Source organism: Tomitella fengzijianii (assembly GCF_007559025.1).
In the GTDB taxonomy this organism is placed as follows: domain Bacteria; phylum Actinomycetota; class Actinomycetes; order Mycobacteriales; family Mycobacteriaceae; genus Tomitella; species Tomitella fengzijianii.
This window is the reverse complement of record NZ_CP041765.1, coordinates 925,433-940,287: the sequence shown is the minus strand read 5'-3', so window position 1 is coordinate 940,287 and position 14,855 is coordinate 925,433. Positions and strand designations below refer to the sequence as shown.

Annotated in this window: 14 protein-coding genes; 8 read left to right on the top strand and 6 right to left on the bottom strand. The window is 72.5% G+C overall.

Annotated features, from left to right (window positions below; all coding sequences use genetic code 11):
* Nucleotides 1–43: 43 nt before the first annotated feature.
* On the bottom strand, nt 44–559 hold the full coding sequence (locus FO059_RS04305) for a helix-turn-helix transcriptional regulator (RefSeq protein ID WP_199257073.1): 516 nt from the start codon (nt 557–559) through the stop codon (nt 44–46).
* Nucleotides 560–681: 122 nt separating this feature from the next.
* On the opposite strand from FO059_RS04305, the gene FO059_RS04300 reads away from it, so the two are divergent.
* Genes FO059_RS04300 through FO059_RS04275 form a run of 6 tightly spaced genes read left to right on the top strand, consistent with a single transcriptional unit; the run spans nt 682 to nt 6,260 of the window.
* Nucleotides 682–1,860: a low temperature requirement protein A gene (locus FO059_RS04300; RefSeq protein ID WP_143906657.1), complete on the top strand. Its 1,179-nt coding sequence runs from the start codon at nt 682–684 to the stop codon at nt 1,858–1,860.
* Between the two features lie 39 nt (nt 1,861–1,899).
* The gene (locus FO059_RS04295) at nt 1,900–2,091 is read left to right on the top strand and encodes an N-acetyltransferase (RefSeq protein WP_143906655.1); all 192 of its coding nucleotides are present in this window, start codon (nt 1,900–1,902) and stop codon (nt 2,089–2,091) included.
* 7 nt (nt 2,092–2,098) lie between these two features.
* Complete coding sequence (locus tag FO059_RS04290) at nt 2,099–3,349, top strand: MFS transporter (RefSeq protein ID WP_143906653.1); 1,251 nt, start codon at nt 2,099–2,101, stop codon at nt 3,347–3,349.
* Nucleotides 3,350–3,382: 33 nt separating this feature from the next.
* Entirely contained in the window at nt 3,383–3,967 is a 585-nt protein-coding gene (locus tag FO059_RS04285; RefSeq protein WP_199257074.1) for an META domain-containing protein, read from the top strand.
* A gap of 22 nt (nt 3,968–3,989) precedes the next feature.
* A complete protein-coding gene (locus FO059_RS04280) occupies nt 3,990–4,916 on the top strand; it encodes an alpha/beta fold hydrolase (RefSeq protein ID WP_143906650.1) in 927 nt (308 codons plus the stop codon).
* Nucleotides 4,917–4,925: 9 nt separating this feature from the next.
* Nucleotides 4,926–6,260, top strand: coding sequence for a serine/threonine-protein kinase (locus FO059_RS04275; RefSeq protein ID WP_268892874.1), 1,335 nt, complete (start codon nt 4,926–4,928; stop codon nt 6,258–6,260).
* 43 nt (nt 6,261–6,303) lie between these two features.
* Here the strand turns inward: FO059_RS04275 and FO059_RS04270 are convergent, their stop codons facing one another.
* From FO059_RS04270 to FO059_RS04260, 3 genes are all read right to left on the bottom strand, one after another.
* On the bottom strand, nt 6,304–7,557 hold the full coding sequence (locus tag FO059_RS04270; protein WP_143906648.1) for a family 43 glycosylhydrolase: 1,254 nt from the start codon (nt 7,555–7,557) through the stop codon (nt 6,304–6,306).
* 177 nt (nt 7,558–7,734) lie between these two features.
* On the bottom strand, nt 7,735–8,418 hold the full coding sequence (locus FO059_RS04265; RefSeq protein WP_143910423.1) for a LuxR C-terminal-related transcriptional regulator: 684 nt from the start codon (nt 8,416–8,418) through the stop codon (nt 7,735–7,737).
* Nucleotides 8,419–8,422: 4 nt separating this feature from the next.
* Entirely contained in the window at nt 8,423–9,757 is a 1,335-nt protein-coding gene (locus FO059_RS04260) for an ATP-binding protein (protein WP_143906646.1), read from the bottom strand.
* A 128-nt stretch (nt 9,758–9,885) separates the two neighbouring features.
* On the opposite strand from FO059_RS04260, the gene FO059_RS18530 reads away from it, so the two are divergent.
* Together FO059_RS18530 and FO059_RS18630 are read left to right on the top strand one after the other, a co-directional pair.
* Nucleotides 9,886–11,247 carry a PspC domain-containing protein gene (locus tag FO059_RS18530; RefSeq protein WP_199257075.1) on the top strand — a complete coding sequence of 454 codons (1,362 nt, stop codon included), beginning with the start codon at nt 9,886–9,888 and terminating at the stop codon, nt 11,245–11,247.
* On the top strand, nt 11,240–11,545 hold the full coding sequence (locus FO059_RS18630; RefSeq protein WP_233266919.1) for a hypothetical protein: 306 nt from the start codon (nt 11,240–11,242) through the stop codon (nt 11,543–11,545). Before FO059_RS18530 ends, FO059_RS18630 begins: the two co-directional genes overlap by 8 nt.
* Nucleotides 11,546–11,557: 12 nt before the next feature.
* Here the strand turns inward: FO059_RS18630 and guaA are convergent, their stop codons facing one another.
* On the bottom strand, nt 11,558–13,138 hold the full coding sequence (gene guaA, locus FO059_RS04245) for a glutamine-hydrolyzing GMP synthase (protein ID WP_372497845.1): 1,581 nt from the start codon (nt 13,136–13,138) through the stop codon (nt 11,558–11,560).
* A 54-nt stretch (nt 13,139–13,192) separates the two neighbouring features.
* On the bottom strand, nt 13,193–14,413 hold the full coding sequence (locus FO059_RS04240; RefSeq protein WP_143906644.1) for a nucleoside hydrolase: 1,221 nt from the start codon (nt 14,411–14,413) through the stop codon (nt 13,193–13,195).
* Between the last annotated feature and the right edge of the window lie 442 nt (nt 14,414–14,855).

Here is a 14,855-nt window from a genome sequence, read left to right as displayed (position 1 = left end):
GGAGCATGTGGCCTGCGGTCACCGCCGACCAAAGCGGCCGCCATCAGGCTGCCACCCCGCGACCACGGACCAGAGGCGACCACTCCTCGCGAACACCGGCGGGCAACACCAACTCGTCCCACAGGTCTATGAGCAGAACACCGTCAATGTATTCGAGTATGTCCGTCTCAGTCCCTTCCCGGAGGACCGTCTCATACACCCGGGCACGCTGACGGCGGTCGCTCAAGTCGAACGACCGCCCCTTGTCCGACCAGTTGAGGTGCAGCGGAAGCCGCACTATCGCCAAGGCCCGCTCCACAGGAAGCCTCGGCAGACAGGACGGCACGATGATCGGCCGCCCCCTGCCTGCGAACACCTGCCGGAACCGAACCTGCGGAATCAGCACAAGACCCTGCCCCGCTTCGTCGATGATCCGCGCCGCAGTGGCCAGCGTCGGCGACTTCCTTCCACGTTCGTATGCCGACAAGGTGGACCGTGACGTTCCCGCCGCGGCGGCCAACGAAGCCTGCGACATACCCGCCCTCATCCGCGCCTGCACCAGAATGCGTTCCACACCCACGCACCCAGTGTATCCGATCGGATACACCAGGTGGACAGATCCCCCGCCGGCCGGGTGACCGGTGCAGGCGCAGCGCCGGCGCACACAGCGCGCTGCGCCCGCACCCCATATCCTCGACAACCGTGACGACACCGCTGCCGGCCCGGGCAATGTCCCCGCGCGACCCCACCGAGGAGGGCCGCGGGTCCTCGCCGCTGGAGCTGCTGTTCGACCTGGTGTTCGTGGTGGCGGTGAGCCTGGCCTCGGCGGAGTTCCATTCGGGCGTCACCGACGGCCGGGTGGGATCCGGCCTGGTCGGCTACGCCATGGTGTTCTTCGCCATCTGGTGGGCGTGGATGAACTTCACCTGGTTCGCCAGCGCCTACGACTGCGACGACGCCCGGTACCGGCTGACGACGCTCGTGCAGATGGCCGGCGTGCTGATCCTCGCCGCGGGCATGCCGGACGCCATCGCGGAACGCGACTTCACCCTCGTCGTCATCGGCTACGTGGTCATGCGGATCGCGATGGTCACGCAGTGGCTGCGCGCCTCCCGCGCGGACCCGGGGCGCCGCCGCGTGGCCCTCACCTACGCCGGCGGGATCGCCGTCGTGCAGGCCCTGTGGGTCGCATGGCTGTTCGTCCCCGACGCCTGGCAGGCCCCGCTGTTCGTGGTGTGCGCCGCGTGCGAGCTCGCGGTGCCCGCGCTGGCGGAGCGGCGCGACCCGACGCCGTGGAACCCGGAGCACATCGCCGACCGCTACGGTTCGTTCACGCTGATCGTGCTGGGCGAGACGATCCTGGCGTCGACGAACGCGATCATCGCCGCCCGCGATCAGGAGTCGGACACGGGCACCCTGATCGTCGTGAGCACGAGCGCGCTCGTGCTGGCGGGCTCGGTGTGGTGGCTGTACTTCGACCGCCCGCAGCACCACCTGTTGGACCGGCTGTCGATGGCGCTGCGCTGGGGGTACGGGCACTATTTCGTGTTCGGCGCGGTGGCCACCGTCTCCGTGGGCATCGGGGCGGTGCTCGACTACGACGTGGGGGCGACGGAGCTCTCACGCACCGCGTCGTCCGCACTCGTGACCTTTCCGATCGCGCTGTTCATGGTCGTGTTCTGGCTGTTGTCGCTGCGGCACCGCCGCGACCGCCCGCTGGATGCGGTGCTGCTCGCGGGCGCCGTGGCGGTCGGCCTCTCCGCGCTGCTGCCGCACGCGCTGCCCGTCGCCGCCGCACTCACCTGCATCGTCACCGCCGCCGCCACCCGCCGGGCGCGCCGGGTCGACGCGGCCCGCCAGGGCGGCGAGGCACGCGGCTGAACCCCGGCGCGGCGCTGGCGCATCAGGCAAGGTGAGGGCATGGGAACGCATTCGGACAGCACGGCTCCGGACAGCGCCGAGCCGACGGTGCGGCACGTGCCGGACAAGCGCATCGTCCCCATGTGCCCGTACGTGGCGAAGTACATCAAGTCCCACCACGGGGTCGACGAAGCCCTCACCGCGGTGGCGCCGGACGCGATCGCGGCCGCCCAGGCCGCTGCGCGGCGGTAGCGCCCGCATGGGATCACCGCCCGCGTCGTCCACGCCGGGACGGCATGACCACGCGGGCGCGCGCCCGCGGACGGGCTTCGCCGTGGTGGGCCTGCTGTTCTTCGCGACGATGGGCTACGGCACCGTCACCACGCCCCTGTGGCCGCTGTACCAGGATCGCGACCACTTCGGGCCCACCATGGTCACGGTCGTGTTCTCCATGTACGCGGTGGGGACCGTGGCCACGCTGATGTTCGCGGGCAGCCTGTCCGACCGCTTCGGCCGCACCCGGATCCTGGCGGCGGCCGCGGCGCTCGGCATCGCCTCCGTGCTGGTGTTCCTGCTGTGGCAGTCCGTGCCGGGGCTGCTCACCGCGCGGCTCGTTCAAGGCATGGGCGTGGGGCTGACGACGTCGACGGCGACCGCGGCGATGGTGGAGCTGGGGCACCGCGGCGCCGTCCGCCGGCCCGCGACGAGCGCGACGACGGCCACCACGCTCGCGAATCTGGGCGGGCTCGGCGCCGGCGCGCTCATCGGCGGGATGATCAGCGAATGGGTCCCGGGGCCGCTCACCGCGCCGTTCATCTTCTTCGGCGCCGCGATAGCCGTGGCCGGGCTCGCGCTGACCCTGGTCCCCGAAACCGCGCCGCGTGGTCAGGGTCCTGCCCCGGCGACGCCGCACCGCCGCGCCGGCGCCCTGATCGCGGTGCCGCGAGGAAAGGCCGGGGTGTACTTCTGCTCGGGTGCACTGGGGTTGACGGCATTCGCCGTGTTCGGCACGTTCACCGCGCTGGTGCCGGTGATCCTCGCCGACGTGCTCGAATCGCCCGGCCGCGTACTCTCCGGCGTCCTGGTGATGCTGGTGATGGGCACCGCCGCGGGCGCGCAGCTGCTGCTGCGCAACGCCCGCACGCGCACTCTCGCGTCCGCCGGTGTGGCGCTCTATCCGGTCGGCTGGCTGCTGACCGCTCTCGCCGTCCACGCCTCCTCGCTCGCGTTGTTCATCGTCTCGTCCGTCGTGGCCGGCACCGCGGCGGGGCTGCTGTTCAAGACCGGCAGCTCCACCGTCGACCGCATCGCCGACCCGCAGCGGCGCGCCGGCGCCCACTCCGGGTTCTTCCTCATCTCGTATATCGGCATGGCGCTTCCGGTGATCGGGCTCGCCGCGCTCGGCGGCGTCATCGGCACAGTCTGGTCGGTGGTGATCTTCGGCCTGGTGCTCGCCGCCGCGGCCGGGGCCGGGATGGCCGGGGCGGTTCCCCGGATGCGCGGGCGCTGACGGCCGCCATCGGCCGCGCACTACGCTCGACGCATGCCATGGAATCTCTTGCGCCGCACCGCCCCGACCGGCCCCGCGCGGTCTCTGCGCACGGACCGCCGTGCACGCCGGACCGCGCGCGCCGTCACGGCCGGCGCGGTGCTGGCGGCGTCGGCGACGATGCTCGGCGCCTGCAGCAACAGCCAGGAGTCGGCCGCCCCGGACGCCTCCGGACCCGCGCCGACCGCCACCGGGCAGGAAGGCGCCCCCGCGATGACCGACGCCCCCACACCGGCGGACCTGGACGGCGCCGTGTTCACCAGCACCGCCGTCACCGGCCACGAGCTGGTGCCCGGTTCCGCGATCGAGGCGGCCTTCCAGGGCGACACGGCCTCGCTGCACGCCGGGTGCAACCGGCTCTTCGGCGGCTACACGATCGCCGAGGGCACCTTCACCGTGCCGCAGGCGGCGAGCACGATGATGGCCTGCGAGCCCGCGCTGATGGACCAGGACCAGTGGCTGACGCAGCTGCTCGCCACCGGCACGACGATCGGCCTCGACGGCGACACGCTGACGCTGGCGGGCGCCGCGGGAACCCCGTTCGACGGCACGGTGATCACCTTCGCCCGGCAGGGCTGACGCCGTCCCGTAGGTTCAGTCCATGGACCCCGTGACAAGCGCCCCGCAATGGTTCACCGACGCGCTGGCGGTCCGGCCGACCAGCGGCGAGGTCGAGGTGGGCGGCGCGCAGGTGCGGTACCGGGTGTGGGACAGGACCGCCGCGGCCCAGGACACCACCGGCGCGGTGGCGCCCCGGGGCGCCACCGCGCCGGGGATCCTGCTGGTGCACGGGGGCGCCGCGCACTCGCACTGGTGGGACCACATCGCCCCGCAGCTCGCAGGCCGGCACCGGGTGGCGGCGCTCGACCTCACCGGCCACGGCGACAGCGACACCCGCGACCACTATGCGCTGGCCCAGTGGGCGGACGAGCTCCTCGCCGTCGCCGAGGCGGCGGAGCTCGGCCCGCGGCCCGTCGTCGTGGGGCACAGCATGGGCGGCATGGTCACCTACGTGGCCGCGCACCGCCACGGCCCGCGGCTCGGCGGGATCCAGGTGATCGACTCCCCCATCCGCCTGCGCACGCCCGCCGAGGAGGAGACGCGCGGCTCCGCCCTGCGCCGCCCCAAGAAGGTCTACCCGGACGTCGCCACCGCGCTCGCGCACTTCCGGCTGATCCCCGCCCAGCCGGCGACCCTGCCGTACGTCATCGACCACGTGGCGAGTACCTCGATGGGCCCGGTGCCGGGCGGCTGGTCGTGGAAGTTCGATCCCGCGATGACCGGCCGCGACGGCAGCGACGCGCTGGGCGCCGGGGCGCCGCCGTGCCCGATGGCCTACTTCCGCGCGCAGGACGGCATCATCACCGACGAGGTGTTCGCGGAGATGCGCGCGCGCTTCGGACCCGAGGCGGTGGTGTTCGAGCTGCCGCACACCGGCCACCACCCGATGGCCGACCAGCCGCTGCTGCTCGTCGCGGCCATCCGGTCCGTGCTTGCGGCGTGGGCCGCGGACGGGCGGCTCCGGTAACCTCATGAAGTGACCGGATCCTCGCCTTCCCCGCACGTCGCCGGGCCGGACTATCTCGTCGCCGGGCGGTACCGCCTGCAATCCCGCCTGGGCGGTGGCGGCATGGGGACGGTGTGGCTGGCACGCGACGTGCTGCTGGACCGCGAGGCGGCGCTCAAGCAGATCGCGGACACCGCCGGCCTGCAGTCGGACCGCGCCGAGTCGCTGCGCACCCGCGCCCTGCACGAGGGCCGCGTCCTGTCACAGCTCACCGGGCCGCACATCACCCGGGTCTTCGACGTGACGCTCGACCAGGGCGCGCCGTGGATCGTGCTCGAGTACCTTCCGTCGTGCAGCCTGGCGCAGGTTCTGCACATGACGGGCACGCTGCCGCCGCAGCAGGCCGCGCAGATCGGCGCCCAGGTGGCGGACGCGATGACGGAAGCCCACGGCGCGGGCATCCTGCACCGCGACATCAAGCCGGGCAACATCCTCATCGCGGACCGCGGCACCACCGCCGGCGTCGTGAAGATCAGCGACTTCGGCATCGCCCGGGCCGCCCCGGCCGCGGAGCCGATGGCAGGTCCGGCGGCGGATCCGATGGCGGATCCGATGGCGGATCCGATGGCGGATCCGGTGACCGGCACCCCGGATCCGGCCGGGGTGGGCGAGGACGTCATCGTGGGCACGCCCGCCTACTTCGCCCCGGAGATCGCACGCGGACACACGCCGACGACGTCCAGCGACGTGTTCTCGCTGGGCGCCGCGCTGTACACCGCTATCGAGGGGCTGCCGCCGTTCGGGGTGGACGAGGACCACGCGGTGGTGCTGCACAACGTGGCCCGCGGCGAGGTCACGGCGCCGCTGTCCACGCATCCGGCGATGGGCGTGGTGCTCGCGATGCTCGAGCCGGACCCCGCGCGGCGGCCCACCATGGCGGAGGCGCGCGACAGGCTCGCGCATGTCGCGGCGGGCGATGAGCTGGACCCGGAGCTGATGCTCACGTCGCCGCTGCTGGCCCCCGACGGCCGCATCCCCGTGTGGGTGCGCCGGGCCGGCGGCATCCGGCAGCGCAGCAAGGCGGTGCCGGGCAGCACCGTGGGCGGGCTGATCGCCGTGCAGCACGCCACGCCCCTGGACCAGGTGCGCAAGCCGGACAACCCCGCGCTGGCCACGCTCCAGTGGGGGGCGCAGATGCATGCCGAACCGGCGCGCATCCACGCGGACGCGTCGTCGCGGGTGCCGCGGCACTCGACGCCCTCCGCGGCACCGGGCCACGCGTGGCTCCTGCGCGTCGCCATCGTCGCCGGGATCGCCGTCGTGCTGGTGCTGATCCTTATCCTCCTGATCACCAGCGTCTTCTGAGCGGCGGCGGCCCCGCCCCCGCCGCGCCTCCCGACGCCCCCGCCTACACGCCGCCGATGTACGGCACTGCGGGCGCAGTGGACGAGGGGGTGCCGTCGCCTATGCGCGGCCACCCGCCGACCCAGCTGATCTTGTCGATCATCCCCTGCCTGTTCTGCGGCCCCGCGCCCAGGCGCGGCGTCGCCCGCGGCGCCGCGTGGTACATCGCCCAGTCCGTGCCGGCGTCGTCGGTGACCACCGTGATGTGGCCGGGCCCGAGCCAGGTGACGTTGCCGGACAGGATCAGGTCGCCGCCCTCGTCGAGCATCGGCTTGCCCGTGGAGTCGACGTAGGGGCCCAGCAGACTCTGCGACCGGCCGACGTACACCCGGTAGTCGCTCGCGGCGCCGTTGCAGCAGTTCCCGGCCGAGACGTACAGGTAGTAGAAGCCGTTCTTGTGCTGGATGTACGGCGCCTCGTACCCGTTGCCCGCCACGCGCACCGGCGCGGCCTTAGGGTCGTCGCCCGCGACCGCCGTGCCGTCGGGGGTCAGCGGGATCGCGTAGATGCCGCCGAAGTTGCCGACGAACACGTAGGGCGTGGCGCCGTCGTAGTACACGTAGGGGTCGATGGTGCCGGGCACGCCCACGTCGGACGAGCAGAACACCGGCCGGCCAAGGTCGGTGAACGGGCCCGTCGGCGACGCCGCGGTGGCCATGCCGACGCACGGATTCGCCGTCCCGCCCACCGAGTAGTAGACGACGTAGGTGCCGTCGACGAGGTGCACGTCCGGCGCCCACAGCCCGCCGACGGGGTCCACCCACCCCGGCTTGCCGGGGAACACGTTGCCCGCCGGGGTCCAGTCGACGAGGTTGGTGGAACGGAAGATCGGCAGGTGGCGCATGCCGCCACCGTCCTGCCAGTCGTCGGAGGTGGCGTAGAGGTAGAAGGTGCCGTCGGGCGCGCGGACCACGGACGGGTCGGCCGCGATGGGCAGCACCACCGGGTTGACCCCGGTGCCGAAATCCACGCGCCCCGAGCCGGGCGCCAGCGATCCCAGAGAACCGGTGGGCCCGGTGGCGTCACCGGACTGCGGAACCGGCCCCGACGAACCCGACAGGTCACCCAGGTCCAGCGACCCCGGCGCGGCCCCGGCCACCGCGGTCCCGCCGATGGTCAGCGCGGCCGCCGTCAGCGCCACGAGCAGGGCCCGGACGAGCCCGCGGGGACGCTTCGGCGTCGGCGGCGGGGCGGCGCCTGTCGATCGTGGGGTCGGCGCGGGGAGAACGGGATCGGACATCGGCAGGTCACGGGCCATAGGTTCCTCGAATCATTCTGCATTCGCCCCCGTGGCAGAACGCGAAACGGGGGCGCCTACGCCGACGGCCCCGACTCCTCGGACCGACCGCGCTTCCCGACCGGACGGACGCTTAGACGGTAACCGCTCCGTGATCTCTGTGTGATCGATTCGAATGAACCAGGGTGAATTCGGAGATCAGTCGAGCCGCCGCCGGCTCGCCCACCGGGTGAGCGCGTTGCGGTTGGACTGCTGGGTCTTGCGCAGCACGTTCGACGCGTGCGTCTCGACAGTCTTGACCGAGATGAACAGCTCCTCGCCGATCTCCCGGTAGGTGTAGCCGCGGGCGAGCAGCCGCAGCACCTCCAGCTCGCGCGGCGTGAGCGAGTCCAACTCGGGGTCCAGCGCCGGCTCGGGCAGGGGTGAGCGGCCGGTGAACGAGTCGAGCACGAACCCGGCCAGCCGCGGGCTGAACACGGCGTCGCCGCCCGCCACCCTGCGGACCGCGTCGGCGAGCTCGGCACCGGAGATCGTCTTGGTGACGTACCCGCGCGCGCCCGCCCGGATCACGGCGATCACGTCCTCGGCCGCGTCCGAGACCGACAGCGCCAGGAAGACGGGGTCCGGAGCTGCCTCGCGACCCGCCGTCCCGTCCGCCGCGCCGTTGCCCGGGCGGTCCACCCCGCGCAGCACGGCGACGCCGCCTCCCCCCGGCATGTGCACGTCGAGCAGCACCACGTGCGGGTGCGCGGCGCCGATGCCCTCGATAGCCCCGGCCACGTCGCCCGCCTCGCCGACCAGCGCGATGTCCGGTTCACGGCTCAGCTCGGCCCGCACCCCCGAGCGGAACACCGCGTGGTCGTCCACCAGGTACACGCGCAGAACGTCACCCACTTGCAGGTCCTCCGTCTCCGATTCGGTTCTCCGCGGCCCGCTGCACCGCGAACGGCATCGTCAATCGCACCTCGGTGCCCCGCTCGACCCCGGAGCGGATCTCCGTCGCGCCGCCGTGCCGGGCGATTCTCGCACGGATCGACCCGGTGACCCCCTTGCGGTCGGCGGGGATCGCGTCCGGGTCGAAGCCGACGCCGCGGTCGCGCACGAACACGCTCACCCGCATCCGCTCGCCCGCCGGATACTCCTCCGGCGGGGCCTGCGCCTCCGCGTAGAGGTCCACCCGCTGCGCCCCGGAATGCTTGGCGGCGTTCACCAGCGCCTCACGCGCGGCGGCCACCAGTGCCCTGACCGCCGGCCGCGCATCGTCGTCGGCCGAGCGCGACGCCGCGTCGAGCTCGCCGACGAACACCGGGTCGATCGTCACCCCGTAGTGGTCCTCCACCTCGGCGCACGCCGAACGCAGCGCCTCGGTGAGGCTGTCCTGCGCCGTACGCGAACCGCCGAACAGCCACTGCCGCAGCTCCCGCTCCTGCGACCGCGCCAGCCGCAGCACCTGTTGCGGCTCGTCGGGCTGCTTCTGGATCAGGGCGAGCGTCTGGAGCACCGAATCGTGCAGGTGCGAGGCGATCTCCTCGCGTTCGGCGTCGCGGATGCGCGCCGCCCGCTCCTCGTTGAGGCTGCGCACCATCCGCAGCCAGATCGGCACCGACAGCAGCCCCACACCGACGAGGGTGACGACCACCGCCAGCAGTGAGGACCGCAGCGAGGCCAGGTCCACCTGTGCGAGCACCACCACGCCGAGGCCCACGACGACCAGGCTCACCCCGGCCACCACGCGGGCCCAGGTGAGGGCGGTGGGATTGCGCGGCATACCGATGATGGACCGGGGCCCGTCCGCGTCGAACTCCCGCCACACCAGCGCGGCACCGATGCCCACCACCACGATCGGCACGATCACCGACGCCGCAGTACCGCTGAACAGCCAGCTCGACGCGAAGGCGCCCGCGACTCCGAGGACCACGAGGCCGGTGGCTCGGCGGCGTTCCGCCGGCGGGGTGGTGCCACCCTGCTCGCTGGGGCGCATGAAGATCCACAGCAGCGCATAGGCGACGATGCCCGCGCCGCCGAGCACCGCGAGCAGCGCGAACACCACGCGCACCTTGGTCGCGTCGACGCCGAGATGATCGGCCGTCCCGCCCGCGACCCCGCCGAGCACGCCGCGCCGGCGGCGCCGCAGCGGCGGGACGGCCGGATACGGCGCCGGCGCCGGCTGCGGCTGCGGCGCCGGCTGCGGCTGCGGCGTCGGCGGGCGCTCGGTGGTCACACCCCGATCCTGGCACGCCCGGCCGTGCACGGCATCAGGGCTTGCCCTGACCTTCCAGCGGCGGAACCGGCACGATTCAGGGCGATCCCCGATGGTGCCGGCGCCGCCGCGCGGCCACGATTGAGCACATGACCACTACGAGACCCACGGGCCCGCCCCGACTCGACGGTATTGCCGACGAGCTGCGGGACCTGTGGCACACCCGGCCGGAGCGGCTGCGCGAGCAGGGCAAGATCGCCGGCGTCGCGGAAGGGATCGGCAGGCGCTACGACGTGGACCCGCTGCTGGTGCGGATCGCCTTCGTCGTGTCCGCGCTCTTCGGCGGGGCCGGCGTGTGGCTGTATCTCGCGTGCTGGCTCACGTTCCCGTCGCCGCGGCACCCGTCCGCCGCGGGCCACCCGGGATACGACTATGCGCACGCCGCGTACGGATACCCGTACGGCGTCCACGGATACCCTCCCCACCCGCACCCGGGCCACCCCTACCCCACCGCCTGGAGCCGGCCGGTCAAGCCCCGCAACCGGTTCCGCGCCAGGAACGTCGCGCTGCTGGGCATCCTCGGGATCGTCGCGGTGTCCACGCTTCCCGCCACCACCGGCCGGGGCAGCGCGGGGCTGCTCGGCGCGGTGCTCATGCTCGGCGCGCTGTACCTGCTGTACCGCAGGCGCCCCCGCCCCGCCTTCGCTTCCCCCGCACCGCCCTCCGCGGGCACTGCAGCGGCGGGCTCCGAGCAGCCCGCTCCGGCTGATGCCGGCCCGCCGCCGGCCGCCTGGACCACCGGCGCCCGGGACGCGGCCGCCGCGGGCGGCACTGCTGCCGCCGCCACCCCGCCCGAGTGGGATCCGCTGGGCGCCGCGCCGTTCGCGTGGGACCTGCCGACGCCGCCGCCCCAGCCCGCACCGCCGAAACCACGGCGGTCGCCACTCACCGTGTTCACCGTCGGGCTGGCGCTCATCGCGGCCGCGATCGCATCGGGCCTGTCGGCCGCCGGAGCGGACTGGCTCAACGCCCCGAGGATCGCGGCGATCGCGCTCGCCGTCGTCGGCGTCGGCCTCGTGGTGGGAGCGTTCCTGCGCACCGGTTACGGCCTGCTCATCGTGGCCGCGCCGCTGGCCGGATTCGTCATCCTCGGCTCGCTGGCCGGCTCGCTCGACACGAGCGGCGGGGTGGGGCAGCGTGAGTTCCGCCCGACCACCCTGGCCCAGTTGCAGCCCGAGTACCGGGTGGGCGCGGGCGAGATCCTCCTGGATCTGCGGGGACTGGACCTCACTGCGGACAAGACGGTGGACGTGCGATCCACCGCCGGCCGCGTGGAGGTCATCGTTCCGGACGGCATGCGCGTCGACGCCACCTGCCACACGACGGTCGGAGACACCTCGTGCCTGCCGGATGCGGCCGCCGCACCCCGTCCGGGGCAACCCGGTGACAGCCCCGTACTCACGCTCAACGCCGACAGCACTTTCGGAGAGGTGGTGGTCCGCCATGGCTGACAACGCATTCCGCCCGGACTCCGGCGGTCCTGCCGACGGTCACCCGGACACGGCCGCGACCGACGCAGCGGAGCACGACGACCGGCGTGGCCCGTCCGGCCCGATGCTGGTCGCCGCGATCGCCGCGTTCGCGGTGGCGGTATGGGCGCTGTTCGGCCCGTTCTCGCTGGCCTTCCTCGGCGAGGTGGACCTGCGGTGGGCTTTCGTCATCGCCGCGGGCGTCGTGGGGCTGCTGCTCATCGCGGGCCCGCGCCTGCGGCCACGGAGGCGGCGGCGCGGCGGCGCGGCGGGGACGTGACGCCCGGCCGGGTCACTCCCACTCGATGGTGCCCGGCGGCTTGCTCGTCACGTCGAGGACTACGCGGTTGACGTCGGGCACCTCGTTGGTGATGCGGGTGGAGATCGTCTCGAGCACCTCGTACGGCAGCCGCGACCAGTCCGCCGTCATCGCGTCCTCGCTGGACACCGGCCGCAGCACGATCGGGTGGCCGTAGGTGCGGCCGTCGCCCTGCACGCCGACGCTGCGCACGTCCGCCAGCAGCACCACCGGGCACTGCCAGATCTGCTGGTCGAGCCCGGCGATGGTGAGCTCCTCGCGGGCGATGGCGTCGGCCCGGCGCAGGAGTGCGAGACGCTCGGCGGTGACCTCGCCGACGATGCGGATGGCCAGCCCCGGGCCCGGGAAAGGCTGGCGGCCGACGATCTCCTCCGGCAGCCCCAGCTCGCGCCCCACGGCGCGCACCTCGTCCTTGAACAGCAGGCGCAGCGGCTCGACCAGGGTGAACTGCAGGTCCTCCGGAAGGCCGCCCACATTGTGGTGGCTCTTGATGTTCGCCGTACCGGATCCGCCGCCGGACTCCACCACGTCGGGATACAGCGTGCCCTGCACGAGGAAGTCGACCGTCGCGCCGGTGGAGGCCGCGTCGCCGAGCACCTCGGTGACCGCGCCCTCGAAGCTGCGGATGAACTCGCGCCCGATGATCTTGCGCTTGGCCTCCGGGTCGGAGACCCCGGCCAGCTCGCCCAGGAACGTCGCCGCCGCGTCGATCGTCACCAGCCGGGCCCCGGTGGCCGCGACGAAGTCGTTCTCCACCTGGCCGCGCTCCCCCTCGCGCAGCAGCCCGTGGTCGACGAACACGCAGGTGAGCTTCTCGCCGATGGCACGCTGCACCAGAGCGGCGGCCACGGCCGAGTCGACCCCGCCGGACAGCCCGCACAGGGCGCGGCCGTCGCCCACCTGGGCGCGGACCTGCTCGATCAGCTGCTCGACGATGTTCGCGGTGGTCCAGGTGCGCTCGAGGCCGGCGACGTCCCGCAGGAACCGGGTGAGCACCTCCTGGCCGTGCGGCGAGTGCCGGACCTCGGGGTGGTACTGCACCCCGGCGAGGCGCCTGTCGAGGCATTCGAACGCGGCGACCGGGGCGCCCTCGCTGGACGCGGTGACCGTGAACCCGGCGGGGGCCTCCGTCACCGCGTCGCCGTGGCTCATCCACACCGGCTGCTGCTCCGGCAGTCCCTGGTGCAGCGCGCCCCCGGAAACTTCCACCGCCGTGCGCCCGTACTCGCGGCCGCCGGTGTGCTCCACCGTGCCGCCGAGCGCGCGGGCCATCGCCTGGAATCCGTAGCAGATGCCGAGCACCGGCACGCCCAGGTCGAACAGCGCAGGGTCGAGCGCGGGCGCGCCCTCCGCGTACACGCTGGCCGGGCCGCCGGACAGGATGATGCCGGACGGGTCCTTGGCTGCGATCTCCCGCACGCTCGCGGTGTGCGCGATCACCTCGGAGTAGACGCCGGCCTCGCGGACCCGGCGGGCGATGAGCTGCGCGTACTGCGCGCCGAAATCGACGACGAGGACGGGCCGGGCGGACTGCTGCAGGCGGAGTTCAGGCACCCGGACAGTCTACGATGGCCGCGCCGACCGTCCCCATCACGCCCGGGGCCGCGGCTACGCAGCCGGGCCGTGCCAGGTGGACTCGGGCCCGAGGACGAGCCCCTCGATGAGGTCGGAGAGTTCGTGGTCGTCGTTGGCCCCCGGCCTGAGGGTCAGCCGGATGTGCCCCGACGCCGGCGTGTCCGCCCAGGTGGATGTTCCGAAGTGGCTGAACCGCGCGTGACCGGCGTTCTCCTGCAGAAACCCGCCCGCGCCGCGCGCCACGTACAGCAGGGCGATCTCGTCGTAGGCGGGATTGTTGTAGGCGACCTTCGACCCGACCGCGTTGGCCAGGTTGTTGACGTAGTAGCCCATCCGCACGGGGTGATCGACGCTGAACTTGTTGTAGGCGTCCCCGGTGGGCACCTGAAATCCCTGCTCGTTCCCGAGCAGGATCTTGGGCGTCGGGAGCTCGTCCAGCTTCTGGAACACGCTCTGCGTCAGGCCCGGATACCACGCCTGCGCGTTGTACTCAGCCCCGATGCCGTTGCCCGTGGTCGCGCGCTGCGAGAGCGCTTGCGGAAAGAAGGAGTTCGGCGGCCGGTCGTAATCGGCTTCGAGGCGCGCGGCAACGTCGATGGTCATCGGGCCGCCGAATGCCCCGATCATCATCACGAACCGGCTCACTTTGGCGCGCACGAGGTCCATGCCGTCGAGGGGCGAGTATTCGTCCGGGCCCGAGCTCAGCAGTGCTTTGATGTTGTACAGCTGCCCCTGGGTCATGATGGTCACGCTGCGGTCCGGTTCGGCCGACAGGAGCCTGCGGTACAGCGTCACACTGTCGGCCGCCGTCGCCGCGGTCTCGGGGTGCCACCCGGAATACTCGGCGGCGATGGTCCTGCTGGCGGGGAACATGGTGTTCGCCAAATCCGAGGCTGGCTGCACAGTCTGCGCGTATCCGCGGTCGGAGGGGTCCTTGAACGTGCCGATCGGTATCCGGTCGCCGTACCAGCGGTTGAAGATGTCGATCACCTCCACATTGCTGGCCTCGGGCATGGTGCTCATGACGCCGAGCAGGTCGATCTCACCGGACCGGTCCAGATTGTGGGCCATCGCGAGCGTGCTGAAATCACACGGGTCGGGGCCGACGTCCCCGTCCAGAATCAGCTTCGGAACCGGGACCGCTGCGCGGTCACCCGAATCGGCGGCCGCCTGGCCCGTCCCGGCGAACATCGCGAGCAACACGCCGGCCACGAGCGCCGTCAGCAGAAGTGCGCGAATACGATCGCGTTTCACCCAGGATCCGCCAGGCATTGCGTCCTCAGATTCCTGCCCCGCCCCTCGACGAGACGCCGCAAAGATATAGCAGAATTCGATTGGACTTAAACTGTTCGAAACAGTACGGCGCGGCGCACTGCAGGTCAAGTTTCGGGTTTGGTGACAATTGCTCGATTGTTCGGGCTGCAGGTTGCCGCTACAGGATGCGTCATGTTCGCGTGCCGCCCGTATTCGGCTTCGAAATCGAACGGTCGGCGGCCCCCTGCTGCTGTCGTGACTCACGGCTCCTCGCGGCGCGGACGACGTCGCCGCGGACCCCCTCGGGATACGGGGTCCGCCCTTCCCGCTGTGTCGTCGGGCACCACGGATCAGAAGTCAATAATCCGTGCAGCAGGCCTGCGGCGTACGCGTCGAAGAACTTCCGGGATCGGGGTTCACGTGGTTGTCCATTTCTGTGTTC

What these genes read in the sequence shown, in the direction of transcription:
- FO059_RS04295 (WP_143906655.1), top strand. Translation starts at nt 1,900, where the DNA reads ATGGGAACGCATTCGGACAGCACGGCTCCGGACAGCGCCGAGCCGACG.
- FO059_RS04290 (WP_143906653.1), top strand. Translation starts at nt 2,099, where the DNA reads ATGGGATCACCGCCCGCGTCGTCCACGCCGGGACGGCATGACCACGCG.
- FO059_RS04285 (WP_199257074.1), top strand. Translation starts at nt 3,383, where the DNA reads ATGCCATGGAATCTCTTGCGCCGCACCGCCCCGACCGGCCCCGCGCGG.
- FO059_RS04280 (WP_143906650.1), top strand. Translation starts at nt 3,990, where the DNA reads ATGGACCCCGTGACAAGCGCCCCGCAATGGTTCACCGACGCGCTGGCG.
- FO059_RS04270 (WP_143906648.1), bottom strand. Translation starts at nt 7,557, where the DNA reads ATGGCCCGTGACCTGCCGATGTCCGATCCCGTTCTCCCCGCGCCGACC.
- FO059_RS18530 (WP_199257075.1), top strand. Translation starts at nt 9,886, where the DNA reads ATGACCACTACGAGACCCACGGGCCCGCCCCGACTCGACGGTATTGCC.
- FO059_RS18630 (WP_233266919.1), top strand. Translation starts at nt 11,240, where the DNA reads ATGGCTGACAACGCATTCCGCCCGGACTCCGGCGGTCCTGCCGACGGT.